This window comes from Okeania sp. SIO2C9 (assembly GCF_010672455.1).
In the GTDB taxonomy this organism is placed as follows: Bacteria; Cyanobacteriota; Cyanobacteriia; order Cyanobacteriales; family Microcoleaceae; genus Okeania.
The window spans coordinates 12387-27746 of the sequence record NZ_JAAHGO010000097.1 but is presented as its reverse complement, the minus strand read 5'-3'; the positions used below and the strand labels follow the sequence as shown (position 1 = coordinate 27746).

The 15360-nt window shown below is 36.7% G+C and carries 13 protein-coding genes and 2 pseudogenes; 7 read left to right on the top strand and 8 right to left on the bottom strand.

Annotated elements, in window-relative coordinates:
• The first annotated feature begins 45 nt into the window (after positions 1–45).
• Entirely contained in the window at positions 46–204 is a 159-nt protein-coding gene (locus tag F6K23_RS35720; protein ID WP_293165267.1) for a hypothetical protein, read from the top strand.
• A 741-nt stretch (positions 205–945) separates the two neighbouring features.
• On the opposite strand, the gene F6K23_RS35715 is transcribed toward F6K23_RS35720, so the two are convergent.
• Positions 946–1710, bottom strand: a complete 765-nt coding sequence (locus tag F6K23_RS35715; protein WP_293165265.1) for an RNA polymerase sigma factor SigF — start codon at positions 1708–1710, stop codon at positions 946–948.
• Between the two features lie 270 nt (positions 1711–1980).
• Here F6K23_RS35715 and F6K23_RS35710 point away from each other — a divergent pair.
• A pseudogene (locus F6K23_RS35710) lies at positions 1981–2247 on the top strand (helix-turn-helix domain-containing protein); the annotation flags it as partial.
• Between the two features lie 126 nt (positions 2248–2373).
• Positions 2374–2505: pseudogene (locus F6K23_RS35705) on the top strand (RNA-guided endonuclease TnpB family protein); the annotation flags it as partial.
• Between the two features lie 529 nt (positions 2506–3034).
• Here the strand turns inward: F6K23_RS35705 and F6K23_RS35700 are convergent.
• Positions 3035–3865, bottom strand: a complete 831-nt coding sequence (locus tag F6K23_RS35700) for a photosystem II manganese-stabilizing polypeptide (protein WP_293165263.1) — start codon at positions 3863–3865, stop codon at positions 3035–3037.
• A 1212-nt stretch (positions 3866–5077) separates the two neighbouring features.
• On the opposite strand from F6K23_RS35700, the gene F6K23_RS35695 reads away from it, so the two are divergent.
• Positions 5078–5380 carry a hypothetical protein gene (locus tag F6K23_RS35695; protein WP_293165261.1) on the top strand — a complete coding sequence of 101 codons (303 nt, stop codon included), beginning with the start codon at positions 5078–5080 and terminating at the stop codon, positions 5378–5380.
• A gap of 315 nt (positions 5381–5695) precedes the next feature.
• Here F6K23_RS35695 and F6K23_RS35690 read toward each other — a convergent pair whose 3' ends face one another.
• The 5 genes from F6K23_RS35690 to F6K23_RS35670 all read right to left on the bottom strand — a co-directional run bounded on the left by F6K23_RS35690 (position 5696) and on the right by F6K23_RS35670 (position 9633).
• Positions 5696–6847 carry a calcium-binding protein gene (locus F6K23_RS35690; RefSeq protein ID WP_293165259.1) on the bottom strand — a complete coding sequence of 384 codons (1152 nt, stop codon included), beginning with the start codon at positions 6845–6847 and terminating at the stop codon, positions 5696–5698.
• Positions 6848–7093: 246 nt separating this feature from the next.
• Positions 7094–7276, bottom strand: a complete 183-nt coding sequence (locus F6K23_RS35685) for a hypothetical protein (protein WP_293165257.1) — start codon at positions 7274–7276, stop codon at positions 7094–7096.
• A gap of 153 nt (positions 7277–7429) precedes the next feature.
• Entirely contained in the window at positions 7430–7843 is a 414-nt protein-coding gene (locus F6K23_RS35680) for a transposase (protein ID WP_293165255.1), read from the bottom strand.
• 43 nt (positions 7844–7886) lie between these two features.
• Positions 7887–8069 carry a hypothetical protein gene (locus F6K23_RS35675; RefSeq protein ID WP_293165254.1) on the bottom strand — a complete coding sequence of 61 codons (183 nt, stop codon included), beginning with the start codon at positions 8067–8069 and terminating at the stop codon, positions 7887–7889.
• A 901-nt stretch (positions 8070–8970) separates the two neighbouring features.
• Positions 8971–9633: a phosphoribosylanthranilate isomerase gene (locus tag F6K23_RS35670; protein ID WP_293165253.1), complete on the bottom strand. Its 663-nt coding sequence runs from the start codon at positions 9631–9633 to the stop codon at positions 8971–8973.
• 181 nt (positions 9634–9814) lie between these two features.
• On the opposite strand from F6K23_RS35670, the gene psaK reads away from it, so the two are divergent.
• From psaK to F6K23_RS35660, 3 genes are all read left to right on the top strand, one after another.
• Entirely contained in the window at positions 9815–10096 is a 282-nt protein-coding gene (gene psaK, locus F6K23_RS35665; RefSeq protein ID WP_293165251.1) for a photosystem I reaction center subunit PsaK, read from the top strand.
• A 97-nt stretch (positions 10097–10193) separates the two neighbouring features.
• Complete coding sequence (locus F6K23_RS42470; protein WP_367267918.1) at positions 10194–10496, top strand: zinc ribbon domain-containing protein; 303 nt, start codon at positions 10194–10196, stop codon at positions 10494–10496.
• Positions 10497–10751: 255 nt separating this feature from the next.
• On the top strand, positions 10752–11957 hold the full coding sequence (locus F6K23_RS35660; protein ID WP_293165249.1) for a site-2 protease family protein: 1206 nt from the start codon (positions 10752–10754) through the stop codon (positions 11955–11957).
• 626 nt (positions 11958–12583) lie between these two features.
• Here F6K23_RS35660 and F6K23_RS35655 read toward each other — a convergent pair.
• Positions 12584–15214 carry an adenylate/guanylate cyclase domain-containing protein gene (locus F6K23_RS35655; RefSeq protein ID WP_293165247.1) on the bottom strand — a complete coding sequence of 877 codons (2631 nt, stop codon included), beginning with the start codon at positions 15212–15214 and terminating at the stop codon, positions 12584–12586.
• Positions 15215–15360 lie beyond the last annotated feature (146 nt).

Genomic DNA, 15360 nt, shown 5'->3' with positions numbered 1-15360 from the left:
GGGAGTGGGGGGGGTGGGGGGGGGGGGAGGGGGGGGGAGGGGGAGATGGGGAGATGGGGAGATGGGGAGATGGGGAGATGGGGAGATGGGGAGATGGGGAGATGGAAAAAATTGTGGGTAGGAAAAAACCTAATGCATCCTCTTTCTTTTAATCTGGAGTTTAGAATAATTACAGCGGGCCGAAAACTTGCCGAGGGAGAATAGTCAGATAGTCGAACCTAGGCTGAAACTATTTCTGTATCAGCATTGCAACAACTTTTAAGTTAATTATCCCCCCGCTTGTGGTATGGGTTAATTGTGCCATGGCAAGACTTTTTGAAGAGGAGCGAATCACCGAATCCTGACCCAAACTCCCTCAAAAATACAAATCATATAGACTTTTCAGCCTATTTTAGGTTAAACGAATCGCACATTCCCATCCCTGATATTACCCAAGGGTAGTGAGTTCCAAGTCTTCATTATTCGTAGCATTATTTTTTATTCAATACCATTACGGTTACAAGACTGCCCCAAATCTTAATCCTGAGGCTCCCGACGTGGAGAAAGCGGGTATAAAAGCCAACATTTAGATAATTTTAATAAATCTATGAGTAAGCAGAAATAAGGAAAATTCAAACTCATAATATCTACACTTTTTTCTCCCTTGTCTTCCTTCTCTTCCTTGTCCTCCAAGTCTAGTTACAACTGGAAAGCAAAAAATTTACCCTGGTGAGCATAGCAGGGGAAAGGGAGTAGGGATAATAGGAAAAATTGCTCTGGATTGACAGCAGAGGTTATTTTAATATGAATTAAAATGACTGTATATAACCTCTCTAGAAAAGTTGTTTGAATAGGAATATTTAATTTTTGGAGAATAGGAATATTTAATTTTTGAAGATTTCTAATAGTTAACCTTTTCTTCTAGATAACTAAAAACTTATTTCTTCCTCCTTCTTTTATTAATTGCTATTGCATGATCTTTTGCAAAGACTTTAACCCTTTCTTGATTCTTCGAGAAACAGTAACTGCACTGATCCCCATCCGCTCGGCAGTTTCCTTCTGAGTCAAGTCACAGAGAAAAACAAACTCCAAAACCTTACGAGTACCTTCTTCTAGTTTGGCCAGCCCTTGCTGTAAACGAATTTGGTCTTCTTGAGCTAACTGAAAACTACGATACTGAGTATCTGGAACTAATTCTCCTAAACAAGTGGTTCCATTTGTTTCATCTTGAACTGGAGCGTCTAAACTTAGAGGAGCACGGTTACGACAAGCTAATTGAATTTCTTGCCACTGCTCTAAAGAAATATCCAATGCAGAGGCCACCTCTAAATCTGTAGGTTTCCGCCTTAACTTCACTCGGAGGTATTGTATAACTTTTGTGGCCTGCCGATCCATAGCTAGCCAATTTCTGGGAATTCGTACAGAAGGACTTTTATCTCTTAGATAATGCTGAATTTCACCCCTGATATAAGGAGTAGCAAAAGAACTAAAGGCTCGTCCCTTCGATATATCAAATCGCTCAATTGCTCTAATTAATCCAATACAACCTACTTGGAGTAAATCGTCGTAGGTTTCGGTACACCTATTCAACCAATGGTAAACTTCCTTTCTTACAAGTCCAACATTCAGTTTAACTAATTGGTTGCGCAGATGATGAGAAGGAGACTGTTGATATTGGCGCAACAATTCCAGGTTTTCACTTTTTAGTTCTTTAGTGATAGTGGTAGACATAGGTATATTATGATTTTGATAGGGACCTACTGATGGTAAATCACATACGCACTATATTTTTACACATCGTCTACTATAGTTATATATTTATAAAATAATTGCTGTGAGTTTTAGAGTCTTGCAGTGTGATATTAGACACAGTTTATCTAAATGTTGGCATTTATACCCGCGCTCTCTGGCCTGTGGGAGCGGACGGATGGGAATGCCAATCAATAACAGTGGTTTCACACATAATATGTTAAAATGTAAGAAGTTTTCGCTAAGCAGTAAATTGTTGAGAAAGCGTACAAATTTAGATTCTACCCAACTCCAGAACAGGAGAATCTTTTGCGGAGGACATTGGGTTGTGTGCGTTGTCACTACAATAAAGCTTTAGCTGCTAGAACTCAAGCTTGGTATGAGAACAAAGAGCGAGTAGGGTATAAGCAAACTTCTGATATGCTGACGAACGGGAAAAAACAAGAAGATTTAGATTTCCTCACAGAAGTTAGCAGCGTTCCATTACAGCAAGGCTTAAGAAATCTACAAACAGCTTTTACCGAAAAATTGTGGGTATGTGCCTCCCCTTTTTTCGGGGATAATAAAGAAAAATTTTCATCTCTTTGTCAATCCTCTTCTTTCAAGGAGAGGTAATTATTCATTATTCATTATTAATTGTTGAACAACTTCTTTAGTGGACGCGCTATTTATCCTAATTTCAAGAAAAAACGTAATGGTGGTAGTCCTGAGTTCACTAGATCAGCTTTTAAGTGGAAGGATGGTCAAGTCTATCTAGCGAAATGTTCGGCGTTGCTGAATACTGGGATGATTTTGGCGCTCCACGGAGACATGGAGACAGGAAGACACGGGGATTATGGTTTGTGCTTTCTGACAAAATCATTCCGCAATTATGCAATGCCATAAATATTTTGGATGCTGGGCAAGCAGTGTCAGTCTGTGGAACGACTGTAAGACCAGAAGGGAGTAAATCCCGGAAGGCGCGTGCTACGAAGCAGAAAACCCCTACCACTTATGGAACGAGAATCCCGCGCTGTCCCGTAGAGCAGTGTCGGGAGGATGTCAAGTCCGAGGTCGAGCCTCTTTTTGGTCTGAAGGTCGCTCCACACTACGTCGACAATCCGACGGCTCCCCTAGACACTGCTAGACCAGCAGCCTCAGTTTAACTAAAATAGCATACGTTTTGGAAAAACCGCAACATTAATTAGTTTTTCCTGCGGAATGCTGCGCAAACATCCCGACGCTCCCTTGTCAGGAGAGCGTGGGTCTTCAACCAACGTTGAGATAAGTTGCACGAGCAATTTAATTTCAGACCCAATAATCTAGCTTAAGAAGCTGTCTCTACCCTACCGTAAAAAGTACCACCAACCTTAACTTCTAAAGCCTCTTTTGCGCCCAAATCTGTATCAGAAGGCTGAATTGCTTCAAAGATACCAGCAATTTCACCAGTTTCGCTGTCTACTTTAGAAATTTTCAGCGAAATTTCACCAGCTTTGAGACTGGTATCTGCAAACTTGACATTAGCTTTACTAAACTCTGTATCATCTGCACGATTTGGTAAAGCTACTGCATTATCATATCCTGAGGTAACACCACGACCCTTTGGATCTAGGAAGCTGGAACCTCGATAGGAAGGAACATTATATATACCCTCAAAATCAATAGAGGTATTGATAGCAGAAACACCAGGCTGACTTTTAGCAACAAGTCCTTTGACGGTAAATAGAAAAGGTACCTCCTCACCACCTGGTAAGAGAACAGTTATAGCCTGAAAATCAATACCATACTGTTCCTTAAATGTCAATGCGTTATCTTGATCGAAGATCAGATCCCCTGTTACTTGGTCTAAGCTAGAAGTATATCGTGTCAATTTTCTTCCTTCTACAAATTCTGCTTTCTGGCGTTTGTTAGTAGGTTCTTCCTTGACAAAATATTCAGTTGGCTGTATGCACAAATCTGTCAAAATATAAGAGCTATCGCGGTCAAGGGCAATGGAACCACGAGCTGTTTCTGGTAACTCAGGACAGTTGTTAGCCAAGCCAGTATTTACAATGTCATCATAAGTAAGTGTTTGACTGCTATCTGGACCTTCTGAGCAAGCTGTCAAAAAACTCAAACACACAGCTAATAGTGCAGCAATTAAAGTGCGATACCTCATTGTTAACCTCAAGATTCAATATTCAACAATTAACATTGCTACTACGTTTTGTATTTACGCAGTATGAATAATCCAATTTTAGATTTTAGATTTTATCGGAAGTTAGGGTAGATAGAATCATAGTTGTACTTCACCTTCTCAAGTGGCTTTTGTCAGGGTAAATTTTTCATACTTCTGTTAGCATTGATAGGTGTTTAAACTCATGTACCTATGCCCATTTCCTGAAAAAAGGACTGTAATTCAAAGCTGATTTATCTTTGTATTTATCCAAAATAGTATTTTACATTGCTTGTTACTTTATTCCTAAGTCAGTTATATAAATTAAAATTGCATAAGTAAATATGCTTAAGTTAAAATATCGTGATAAGTAATTTAGTTTTAATCGATCAAAACTTAGGATTAAGAGAAAAACATAAAATTAATATCTAGAACAAGCAAGATATTTTTGAATTACCAATACGAGGGCAAATTAATTTAGAGCCTGGTAGTTTATATAAATAAGTCAAAACTGATTAAAGAAGCAGTAAGCTTTCAGCAGCAGATTTTTTTTGAGATGCCCTTGTTTGCCGAGTATTCCGGAACAGAAAGGAGATTTTAATTTCTCCTCAACCATCTGGCTTATAGATCCCAAATGGGTTCTATTTAGGGTTTGCGTATGGAAAGTTTTTTTGCTCTTTGTAGGAGACAACCCACCCCTCGCCCCTCCCCCTCCCAGGAGGGGGAGACAGGAGACAGGAGGAACGGGGAATGTAGAGGAGGTAGGAGCTAAGTTTTGTCCCTCAATTTTTCTGCCATAATCGTCCCAAAATACTAGCTTTATGCAGCTCTTGCCATTCCAAAGCTGGTACTTTTTTGAACTCTAAAACGCTAAAACCAATATCTGTCAATGCTTTTAGATTTAATCAGCAAGCCCTATTTAAAAATAGAGGGGGAGGTGGAGAGATGGGGAGATGGGGAGATGGGGAGATGGAGAGATGGAGAGATGGGGAGATGGGGAGATGGAAGCATTTTTCTACCTTTTTTATATTTCTGAATTTCTTGACTTGTGAGGACTGAGTTCTGAGGAGGGCAGCCAAAAACCCGTACCCCGTGCAAAGATACGATCAGGGCTTATATAAGAAGCCAGGGATTTTTAGATCTATAAAAGCTGAAGTGCTGATAGCTAAAAGCTGATAGCTAGTTAAAATAATTTTTTGATGTTAATTGATAATTATGGATACAAATACAGACAATCAGTCAACACAATTACACAATGATTTACAATCATTGACACATTCACTAAGAGCTTTAGCAAAAAATCATCACGACGATCCAATGGCAATGTTGGCTATACTACGAACTCTGGAAGGTTTACATCAAGAACTCAGAGAAGGTTTATTTCAACAAGTATTACCAGATAATCGTCAAGCACTCTACAATTTACTTAAAGATATTGAGGCAAAGGGAGGTTGGCCTTATATTCCCCGATTAAGACTACGCTATATTTTAGAAAATTGGTCTGATGAAGATTTATAACATTTCTTGGTCTGATGTAGATTCAGGTAAAGCTTGACTAATATTGTCTATCAAGAATCTTGAAAGAGGACTCCCGTTATCATCGTGCTGATTTAACGGCGATTCGGTATTTCCAGGTGCTAAGTTAATTGAGTGAGGGGTTGCAAATTAATCCATCATCAGTTATTAATGATTAATAGCCGTGGGGCACACGGTTTAAAGAAAAAGCTTGTGGAGATGGTAGTCGCGGGGGTACAACTCAACTTGTTTGATTTGTTGCCTAGTTAAGAATCTGGGTTAGCGCAGCTTTGCGTCAGCACTCGCAAGAATCTCCCGTTATAATCTTTGATTTAACGTTGAGAGTGTCAAAAAGTCTTCTTCTGTAATTATTGAAGCTGGAACATTTACTAATACTGCTAATAATCTACCATTATCTATAGTAATTAATGTATCTCGGAAATTTAAACCAGTTCCTTGTTCAAAAGTTAAATCGCCAAAAGTTAAGTCACCATCTAAGGCCAAGAAATCTTCCAAAGGACTAAAATCATTAATCACATCAATATTACCTAATTCTCCAGGTAACACAAATATATCGGAACCTTCGCCCCCCGTTAAGGTATCTTCTCCAGCATCTCCAAATAATATATCGTTGCCTCGATCGCCTAACAAAGAATCATTACCATCACTACCTTGAAGTGTATCATTATCCTTTCCACCAAATAATGTATCATCACCAATACCACCAATAACTAAGTCATTATTCGCGTCACCAAAGAGGGAGTCGTTTTCTTGTTCTCCAAAAATTGTATCATTACCCTTTCCACCGCGAAGGTTGTCCAAATTCTCTCCACCAAAGATTTGATCGTTACCTCTATTACCATTAATAAAATCACTGCCATTAATTCCAAATAGAGTATCATCACCTGCTTCTCCAAATAGAGTATCATCACCACTACCTCCATCTAGAGAGTCATTACCATCACCACCAAAAAGAGAATCATTACCTATACTGCCATTTCCAATATCATCTCCACTATCTCCAAATATTACGTCATCGTCAATATTTCCAAAGAGACTATCATTTCCTTCACTACCTCTTAATGTATCGTTACCATCTCCTCCAGTAACTAAATCAATTCCTTCATTACCAATTACGGAGTCATCTCCGGTCTGTCCAAATAACGAGTCGTTGCCTTCTTCTCCTGCTAAAAAATCATTTCCCGGACCACCTTCAATACTATCATCTCCAAGACCGCCTAATGCAGAGTCACGGCCATCTTCTCCTTGTAATAAATCATTATCTTCACCGCCAATTAAAGAGTCCGATCCAATACCACCAATAATTTCATCTTCTCCTTCTCCACCGTCTTGAGTATCATCTCCTGCTTCACCAAAAATGGTATCATTTCCGCCAAACCCTTCCATTAGGTCTGGTTCCTGAGAGCCTATTAAGAGGTTATCATTGTTATCTCCTGATATATTGGCCATATTTTGGATACTCCTATGTTACTAATAATTTGATTGTTGATTGACTGCTCCCCGGACTCAAGTCACGGGGATTCTAAGCAGATACTACGCAAAAGGATAAATCCGTGTTGCTCCGTTTCTTCTTAGCTGACCAAAGATACACTCTCTGGGGGCAAGTCAAAGTGCCCCTACACAGTTGGCTTAAGTTTAAACTTAGCTTTCTGCTTACTTTTGTGATGATATTTGCAGCGCCATTACAATCTGCATTCACGAAACAATTATTACCAGTTTTATACAAACCACGCTGTCTTGATGCAGTCGCTCATGGGGGAAACCCCCTTTGGCGGCGCTGCATCGCTTTATTCTTTTCGGTGACGGTTTCCAATCATTGGGTTTCTCACCATAAATAGGCAGATCGTCACCATCTAAAAATGAAGGGGCGAATGCCATTCGCCCCTACAAGTATAACTTTCTTCGGTTTCTATAAATATTATTCCATATTCATCGCACAACTGAGCTATTCTTTCTTTGAGTCTAGCTGTAGGAATTGGTACAAATTCTGAATTCTTTTTATGACCATTATCTATTTGATTTTTCTGACCTTTATTCCAACCAAATACAATTGTACCAATAGAATTTTTGTGCGCAATGATTAATTACGATTCTAGCTGCTTTATTTATACTGTCACGTATTTGGCGGTTACGTTTTTCTGTAATGGCAGCTAGCTTATTTGACCAAAATCCAGTCGGTTTATTTTCTTTGATAGTTGATATCTGTTTGTTGTACCAACGATTCATTGATTTGAGATGTTTACCATCTACTATCAAGCTAGTACCAACATTAGACACACAGGTCAACCAATTATTTAAACCATGATCAATCCCTAATACATTGTCTTGATTTAATTGAGGTTTAACTACTATTTCTTTTTCATAAACAAACTCCCAATAAAAACATCTGTTTCTCGGTAATATTCTCAGTTCTTTGAGAGTAGAAAATGCTAGATTATTAGGCATTGGAATTAAAAAGCTATCTACTCCAAACCAGCGCTTACAAGTATTACAAGCGTGGAACTCTAATTTGATTACCTTTAAGTTTTAATGCTTGAGCAGGATAACTAACTGTAGCCATTCCCCCTTTTTTTCTGTAGTTAGGAATCCTTGGTCTGTCTGATATTTTTCCTGAACTATAGGCAATAATAAGACCATAATAAGAACGAAATGATTCAGCTACAGTTCTCAATATTTGTTGTGCTGCAAGAGAGATGTAGAACTTTATAGTGATTGTTCTTTTTGTATACCTTTTCTAAGTCATACTTGCCAATGCCTTTTTCAGACTTAAAATATAGTTGCCTGGCATAATATATTCCCATGTTAGTGAGCTTGTGAGACTGTTCACATAAGAATGTTAATATAGCAATTAATTCAGAATTTTTATTTACTAAAACTTGCTGACAAGAGTACATTGGAAACGGGGGGACTGAAAACTTATTGTCAATCATAGTAACAGAGGAAAACTTTAGTTGTCTAGTCCAAACGACTACCTTGTTTTCATCCCCTCAGTTCAAACACGGCGGCCTTCAACGTGGCTTTTCGGTCAAATAAAATACATCGGATTAAAATCCGACTCCTCGCTTTTCTATCCATCGCTTAAAAGACGATGGCTTTCATGCTCCGGTGTTATTTAGGTTAAATATGTTTAAAAAACTTGATTTTTGGTTTTTAACTCTCAAAATATTTAGGGTTTTTAGCAAAAATATTATTAGTGGGATAGGTTCATAGAAGCATTTACCGAATAATTAGGATTTGTTGAAAAAGTCTTATTGGTGAGGTTAGCAGACAGGAGACAGGAGACAGGATAGATAGGTACTTAGAGCAGGTAGAAGTAAGAATTGTCAGAATGATTTTTCTGCCCAGCTATGCGCCTAAAATACTAACTTTTTGAGGGTTTTAGACTGAAACAGGCGCACTTTTTAAAGGCCCCAAAAAGGCTAAAGCCTTTATCTGCAAATACTTTTAGATTTAATCAGCAAGCCCTAATTAAGGTTTAAAGCCTCTGCTTTAAAGGAGAAACAAGAAAAATTTTCCATTACTCCCTTCTACCTTCTACCTTCTACCTTTCCTAATAATAATTGATATTTTTTCTACACTTTAATCCTAAACTTCGCCAAACTATCAAATAATTTCTTGACTTTAACTAAATCTTTATCCCCAGGCGCTATTTCTACTCCACTAGATAAGTCTATACCACAGAATTTATGGCTAGATTCAATGATGAATTTTTGAATTGGTACTGTTACATTTTCTGGTGTTAAACCACCTGCTAAAAACCAAGGAAAAGTAGGGTGAAAATCTTTAAGAATTTTCCAATCTAAGGTTTGACCAGTGCCTCCTAATTTATCTGGATGATAAGCATCTAGGAGTAAAGTATCGACATAATTCTCGTAACTATTTACTCTTGTTAAATCTTGAAGAGATTTGATTCTAAATGCTTTAATTATTTCTATATTATCTGGTATTGATTGACGTAGCTGATGACAAAATTCTGGAGATTCATCTCCATGTAGTTGTATGCCAGTCAATTGGGTCTGAATAATTATTTCCGATAAAAAATCAATTTCTGGATTAACAAATACTCCGATTTTATCAATATTGTTTGGTAGTTGAACAACGATATTTCTGATTTTTTCTGGAGTAATATACCGAGGCGATGTTGGAACACAGATAAATCCTAAAGCTGTTGCTCCCATTTGAGCGATCGCTTGTCCTTGCTCTAATTTTGTAATCCCACAAATTTTAACGCGCATTAATTATACCTACTAAGAGTTTAATTGTACATATTTGTATAAAAACTTAAGGTTATTGTTAATTATTAAAACAAATGATAGCTTCTTACTAAAACTTCTTGATAATTTGCAAAACATAAATTGATTCAATCAAACATTTAAGCCAAATAGCCAAATTTTTGTAATTTAAGGAGATAAAAACTTGATTTACTCTCGTTTAATTCTAGCAGCACAATCTCAATCCCTTTCTGCACAGTGGTCTCCAAAAGTAGCAATTGTAATGATAACTTGCAACCTAGTGGCAATTGTAATTGGTTACTATGCTATTTCCAAGAACAATCGTGGACAAGGGCCAGATTTACCAGTATCATTACCAGCCATCTTTACTGGGTTTGGCATACCAGAATTGTTAGCTACTACTAGCTTTGGTCATATTTTGGGAGCAGGAATAATTTTAGGACTTGGTAGTGCTGGTATGCTATAGAGATAACCTGATTTGAGTTACACACAAGAAGGTTGAAAGCTCCTCGCCTTTAGGTAGGGGATGAAAACGAGGGTGCGGGATTTATTGAGCCACCGAAGTGATAGAATTAGATGGTGAGGTCTGTGTTCATCCTCATTCTTGCCCGCACTGCGGTATTGTCATAGACCGTGACTTAAATGCAGCGATAAATATAAAAAATAGGGCGGTAGGGTATTCCGTCCTTAAAGCACGCGCTTGCCCAACGGAATACCGGGGCTGCGAAACGAGAAGCACACACTATAGCGCCAGCGAGCGTGTGGGAGTATGTCACAATCCGTGTCTCTTTAGAGCAGGGAAAAGTCAAAAGTATAGGGGGTATTCTTTTCGCACAGAAGAGATACCCCCATTTTTGATTTTATAATAAAAAAAGGAAGAAGGAAGAGGGAAGAAGGAAGAAGCAAGAGGGAAGAAGCAAGAGGGAAGAAGAAAGAAGGACTGAAAGATCGAAAAAGTGGATGGGGATAGTCAACGACCTGCCGCTTCGTGTCTGATAACTTCAAGCAATTAGCAATTGTAAATACCATGTAGACAGCAGGGAGTTAAACCCAAAAATAAAAAGATAAATTATATAGAGTAGAACAAGTCAAAGTTTGAATAAAAAATTAAATAAAACTTCATGCAGGCAGATTTGCGAATTGGCAATTTATTTGGTATCCCCTTATTTTTGGATTCTTCATGGTTCGTCATTTTACTGTGGATAACATATATTAATAGGCAAGACTATCAAGAGTGGGGATTGTTTTTAGCTTTTGGAGCTGGATTAGTAATTGCTGTACTAATGTTTTGTTCTGTATTATTACATGAATTAGCTCATAGTTTAGTTGCTATTTCTCAAGGTATTAAAGTTAATTCTATCAGGTTATTTTTGTTTGGTGGAATTGCTGGAATAGACCGAGACTATCGAACTCCTGGAGAAGCTTTTCAAGTGGCGATCGCTGGACCTTTAGTGAGTTTAGTTTTGTTTTTTTTATTGGGTTTAACTAGCCTTTTTTTTTCCACATCAAGCTTGGTTGGTGAACTAATAAATCGGGTAGCAGAAATTAATTTAGTTTTAGCTATTTTTAATCTGATGCCTGGTTTACCTTTAGATGGCGGGCAAGTATTAAAAGCTGCTATTTGGAAAATAACTGGTAGTCGTTTTGTTGGGGTAAGATGGGCGACTAAAAGTGGTCAAGGTTTAGGATGGTTAGGGATTATTTTGGGGTTGATTTTGGTTTTAGTAACTCAGAGTTATGGTGGTTTTTTGCTGGCTTTAATTGGTTGGTTTGCTCTGCGTAATGCTAAATTTTATCGGCGGATAATTGATTTAGAAGAAGCGTTAATTAAAATTAAATCTGTAGAAGCAATGACACGAGATTTTCGTGTGGTAGATGCAAATTTGACTTTGAGTCAATTCTCAGATAAATATTTTTTGAAAAGTTCTAAGTTTTCTATTTATTTTGCTGCTAGTAAGGGTCGTTATCTTGGTTTAGTTTCTTCTGATGCTATTAATTTTATTGAACGGAGTTATTGGGATACTCAAACTTTAAGGATGATTATATGTCCGCTAAATCAGATAGTTACTGTTTCGGAGAGAGCTAGTTTAGTGGAGGTTATTAACTGTATGGAATTTCATCAGCAAAAACATATAACTGTTCTTTCTCCTGCTGGAGCAGTTGCAGGTATTATAGACCGGGGTGATATTGTCCGAGCAATCAATAGATACTTAAAATTGAATATTTCAGAGGCAGAAATTAAGCGTATTAAAGCAGAAGGTTGTTATCCTCCAGGAATGAAATTAGTAGCGATCGCTAAGGCTACTTATTTATCAAATTTAAAGTAATTTTTAAGAAGGAGTCAGGAGTCAGGAGTCAGGAGTCAGAAGGGAAGAAAGAGGGAAGAAGAAAGAAGGTAGGAAAAATCTGGTTTTTTCTGAGTTTTAAACTGTTGAGAAGAAGGAAGAGGGAAGGAAGGAAGAAGAAAGAAGGTAGGAAAAATCTAGTTTTTTCTGAGTTTTAAATTGTTGATATTTACTAAATAATTAAGGTTTAAAGCCTCTCCTTTAAAGGAGAAACAATAAAAAAAATTCCTTTGAGTCAATTCTCTTCTTTTCAAGGAGAGGTAATAATTAATAATTAATTATTAATTGTTGAAGCGTCCTTTGCATCGACTGCTATATACAGCAGATTTGGTACTGGTGTACCTCACGCTTAGTGGAATCTGCTGTAATTTCTATCTATAATCATCTATTGAAAAATAAATTCTATTATCCCAAAAATTTCAGCTCTCACTAAAAACTGGTGTTTAAGCCATTTATTCTGACTTATAAATTTTGAATTTTAAGTTCTAACTTTTGACTTTTGACTTATAACTTTTGACTTATAAATTTTGAATTTTAAGTTCTAACTTTTGACTTTTAACTTTTTAATTCTGACTCCTGACTCCTGACTCCTGACTCCTTCTTCAAAATTACTTTTTCCCTAATAACCAATAAGTGACCATTTTACCTCTACCTTTAACTGAAGTTAAACCTCTTTCGTGAAAAATATATTTATCTTTTAATAGTTCATAAGTAGTAGCTGTAACTTGAATTTTTCCAGCTTTTCCAGAAGACTCCATTCTCGAAGCTACATTCACAGCATCTCCCCACAAATCATAAATAAATTTCTTTGTACCAATTACACCTGCCACTACTGGTCCAGTATTAATACCAATTCTAATTTGAAATTTATCACCCATATCTGTTTGAAACTTATCAACTTCTTGCTGCATATCTAATGCCATATTAGCGATCGCTTCTGCATGATTTTCTTGAGGTACTGGCAACCCACCTGCTACCATATAAGCATCGCCAATAGTCTTAATTTTTTCTAAACCATATAATTCAGCTAGATAGTCAAATTTAGAAAAAATTTGATTGAGCAGGTTAACTAATTCTATTGGAGAAACCCTAGCAGCAATAGGAGTAAAGCCAACTATATCAGAAAATAAAATTGTAGCTTTTTCAAAATAATCAGCTATGGCACTGGTATCCTGTTTTAATCTAAATGCAATAGGTTCAGGTAAAATATTCATTAGTAGACGCTCAGACTTTTCTTGTTCTGCGCGTAATGCTGCTTCTGCTTGTTTGCGAAGCGTAATATCTTCTACAGTACCTTCATAGTAAAGAATTTTTCCATTACTATCCCGTACAGCACGAGATTTTTCAGACATCCAAATGATGCTACCATCATAACGATAAATCTCTGATTCAAAATTTGATACTTCCTCATATTTATTAATAGCATCAATAAATTCTTGCCGACGATTAGGATTAACATATAGCTGTTGTGCAATATTCCTAATACTAGCAATTAATTCTGAACAATCAGAGTAACCATACATTTTTGCCAAAGCAGGATTAGCACTTAAGAAAAAACCATCGGGTGTAGTTTGAAAAATACCCTCAATTGAATTTTCAAATATACTACGATATTTTGCTTCAGCTTTTTGTAATGCTTCTGCTGCTTCCTTGCGTTCTGTAATATCATTAACTATTGAAAGTAAACAAAGTTGCCCATCAAGAAAAATAACTTCTCCTGATAATAAACCAATTCTAATTTGTCCTGACTTTAGTCTCAACTGAATTTCTTGATGATGAATTCTCCCCTGAGCTTCCAATATTTTATAAATATTACTTCGTTCTTCAAGATTTACCCATAAATTTAATTCTGTTCCTGTTTTACCAATCACTTCTAGGCGACTATAACCTGTGATTTCCAGAAAACTATCATTAACTTCAATTATCCTACTATCTGCAATTTTACTAATAGTAATTACATCTGGACTTGCCTGAAAAGCTAAAGCAAATTTTTCTTCTGACTGACGCAATGCTGCTGTTCTTTCTTCCACTCGTTGCTCTAATTCAGCATTTGTTTTTTCTAAATTAGCAAATGATTGTTGTAATTGTTTTGCCATCAAATTAAAAGATTCTGCTAATATTTCTAGTTCATTTACAGCTTTTATTTCAACTATTTGGTCGAATTTTCCACTAGCAATTTCTCTACTAGCAGCACTTAAACGCTTGACAGGATAACTAATCCAACGAGAGGTTAAAACTCCTATTGCTGTTGCTACGAATAAAGCTATTAAACACAGTCTAATTGTGGTACGAGTGTTGACATTAATTTTCTCCATAAAATCTTCTTCTGGAACCACAACTACAATTAGCCAGTCTAAATTTTCACCATCAGAAAAAGGTACAACTTGTAAAAATTGTCGCTTGCTATTGAGTAGAAATTCTAATTGTTGAGATTGCTTGATTTTACTAAAGTCACCAAAATATTTTATTAAATAATTTGCTGTGATACTAATTAGGGAATTATTAACATTTTCAGCTTTAATTCTTGTGACTTCTTCATCTTTCAAGCTAAATGGTTTTTGAGAAGTAGAAGAAGCCACTAAAAATCCGGTACGTTCGATGATGAAAGTTTCTCCTGATTTACCTATTTTCAAACTTTGAAGAAATTCTCTAATGTGAGAAAGAACAAAATCAACTCCAACTACTCCTATTAATTCATTATTATCTTGATAAACAGGTTGAACCAAAGTTACTTTCAATCTTAGCTCTTTAAAGTCAGGATAAATATCACTCCAGGTTGGTTTTTTTGCCTCTACTGCATTTTTATACCAAGGTCTAATTCTGGGGTCATAATCTTTGCCAATTTCTAATAATTCTGTAGGCTTTCCTTCGTTATCAATAGCAAGGCTATGAAATTTACCTTTTGTAGATTTACCTGCTCTACCAATTTGCCATTGATTATTATTTTGAAATCCTAAACCAATAAATTCTCCTTGGGCACTACCAAAATAAATAGCAGAAATATTAACTGAATCAAACAAAAATCTTTGTCGCCAAAATTGCTGGGTTAAACTAGCCGTATCCTGAAGATTCAAATGACCTAAATTAATAGCATCCCAATTAATTTGAGCAATAACCTTGGGTGCCTCTAAATAATCTTTTAATCTTTCTTGAATACGAGTACTAACTTCATTTCTTAATTGAGTTGTTACTTCATTAACAGCTTCCTGGCCATTGCGTAGAGATAGCCATCCTGTCAAACCTACAGCCCCAAAAATCTGAACCACAAATGGTACTATTAGAATAGCTCGTAGAGGTATATGACTGCTCACTTTGATATAGGGGAATATTGACATCCTCCCCGGCCTAAAGGCACGGGGATTCCTACCGAGCCGAAGCTCCTCGG